This window comes from Pseudomonadota bacterium (assembly GCA_030859565.1).
In the GTDB taxonomy this organism is placed as follows: Bacteria; Pseudomonadota; Gammaproteobacteria; order JACCXJ01; family JACCXJ01; genus USCg-Taylor.
On the sequence record JALZJW010000294.1, the window covers coordinates 1 to 2076 of the forward strand.

3 protein-coding genes are annotated in these 2076 nt (G+C 61.4%); 2 read left to right on the top strand and 1 reads right to left on the bottom strand.

Going from position 1 to position 2076, the window contains the following annotated elements; translation table 11 throughout:
• Window positions 1–107 precede the first annotated feature (107 nt).
• Window positions 108–995: a hypothetical protein gene (locus tag M3436_20950; protein MDQ3566433.1), complete on the top strand. Its 888-nt coding sequence runs from the start codon at window positions 108–110 to the stop codon at window positions 993–995.
• 274 nt (window positions 996–1269) lie between these two features.
• Here M3436_20950 and M3436_20955 read toward each other — a convergent pair whose 3' ends face one another.
• Window positions 1270–1530, bottom strand: coding sequence for a hypothetical protein (locus tag M3436_20955; protein MDQ3566434.1), 261 nt, complete (start codon window positions 1528–1530; stop codon window positions 1270–1272).
• Between M3436_20955 and M3436_20960 the strand changes: the two genes are divergently transcribed.
• A partial coding sequence (locus M3436_20960) for a hypothetical protein (protein ID MDQ3566435.1) occupies window positions 1502–2076 on the top strand: 575 nt, incomplete at its 3' end. The two genes, M3436_20955 and M3436_20960, sit on opposite strands and share 29 nt — an antisense overlap.

A 2076-nucleotide genomic window follows, 5' to 3' on the forward strand; every position in this document is an offset into this window, starting at 1 on the left:
ACCCAGGTTCACTGATGTCACGCTTGGCGGAGGGACGCTGGTTGCGGCATGAAGATTGGGAAGCGGCTAATAGGGCGGCCGTAGAATTCGCACCGTGACGGACTGTTATGAAACTCACTCGACTAATTCCCGCATTGGCCGCGTTTGCTGTCTACGCCGATGCCGCTACCCTTGAAGTGATAAACTACCCGGAAGAGCCTGATCCGCTAAAAGATCATCCGCTCACCGAAAAGGTTCAGGCACTCAGTAAACTCAACTTGGAAAAGCGCGCAGAGGAAGCGCGCAGATTATCTCCTTCCGAGCGAAAAGAACTGGTTAGCCACATAAAGAAAATGTCGGACAGATACGGTGGGGTAATGCACGATGGCGCCTATAGCTCGCAGCTAACAATTCTGTATCTAGGGGACGAGGAGATGCGGAGACACCTCGCGCAGAAGTTCGCGGAGTCCCCAAATCCTCGAGGACTCGGACCCTCCGGCGATCCTGAATTAGTCCCGCTCCTGGCCCCCTACCTGTTCCGCGAGGAACCGGCATGGGACACCGCGCACGGCGATGTCAGTGCCCCCCGGCTTTCTATCTCAGCTTGCGACACCATTGCCAAGATTGTCGGCAACTCCCCGGCGTTCACGGGCGAAGTCGGCGATTGGGCTCGTCGAGTGCAGCAACCTTTCGGTACTCCCGAATACCGGGAGATCCTGCGCGAGTGGTGGCGGGCCAACGAGGCGGCCTTCAAGGCCAAGGACTTCAAGGCAGTACGTCTCGGCCGATTGGGCCCGCACTCCGACGTGATCACCAAGCCCGACTGGGCAACTCGCCTGGACACTGCTCCCCCAATTCCACCTGCCGCCGCCGTCGCGCCGGCGCCTGCCACGAAAACTCCCGCGGCCGTGGCGCCCGCCGTCGCCCGCTTCGATCCGACCTTGTGGGTCTTTGGCAGCCTCACGCTCCTCGTCGCCATCGCTTGCGGCTGGATATTTTGGCGTCGGAAGGTTTGATAAACTGGCGAATCGAACGGGTCCTGGCGATGAACCCGCCTTGTCGCTGTGCCTTTGTGCTTTTGTGCGAGGCCGATCCGGGCGGGCAGCTCCATTTAGCCAACCTGAAAAAATGGCCTCGCACAAAGGCACAAGAGGTCAGCGGAAAATCGGACTGTACTGGGATGACCCCGCACCCGGCGCTACGCAGTTCCGCGTCGAGCGTCTCAGCGGAGAAGATTGGTCGGAGATTACGACGCTGCCGGCCAGCCAGACCAGCTACCTGGACGGCGGTCTAGCCCCGAGCACGGAATACGCCTATCGCGTGTTCCAGCGGAACGATCAAACCCAATCGCCCTCCTCCAACATCGCGAGTGCAGCCACGCTGGATGAGGGAGAGCCGGATCCGGAGCCGCCTCCAGACCAGGACACTGATAATGACGGCACGCCCGACCTTATCGATCTCTGGCCCGACGATCCCCGCCGCCAGCAGCCACGTCCCCTTGTCCGACCACAGCGTGTGTACCTTGCCGCTGCCCGAAACTTTCGCGCTCAATTCCGGGGTCGGCGATGGCGGGCTGCACTTTGCTGTCGACGACGAGCTGCAAGTCGCCACCGCCTATCTGGGCCTCAATTTCAGCGTCTACACCACCGTCTGGCGCGAGGGCGCAATCGCGGAAGATCGGATCACCACCCTCGAAGATTTCTCGGGCATCGGGCAAGGCCACGAACCCACCAAAATCAGGGATCTCAACGCGAGCGGGACCGTCGTCGGCTTGACGGGCGAACTGGACATCGACGGAGAGCCCATCTACGGACAGCCGTTTTTCTACAACGAGGGATTCGTCCTCACCGAGGGCGTTCCTGCGATACTGGAGCCGGCGCCTTCGGACTTTACCGCGGCCCATCCCCACCTCGTTACCGAAACCGGCAAGATTGCCGCGACCGGCTATAAGGAACCCGTCGGCGCCGGTAATCCCCAATTCAACTTCTTCGTCACTCCGCCGCTGGCCTTCCTGGACAGGGGGGTGGCTTCCGTGCGCAGCAGGACCGACGTTTTTGCCGGCGGAGACATCTGGTCGCCCGCCGGCGGGATGGCCCC

Excerpts from the sequence above, each read along its gene's own strand:
- M3436_20950 (MDQ3566433.1), top strand. The coding sequence starts at position 108 with ATGAAACTCACTCGACTAATTCCCGCATTGGCCGCGTTTGCTGTCTAC.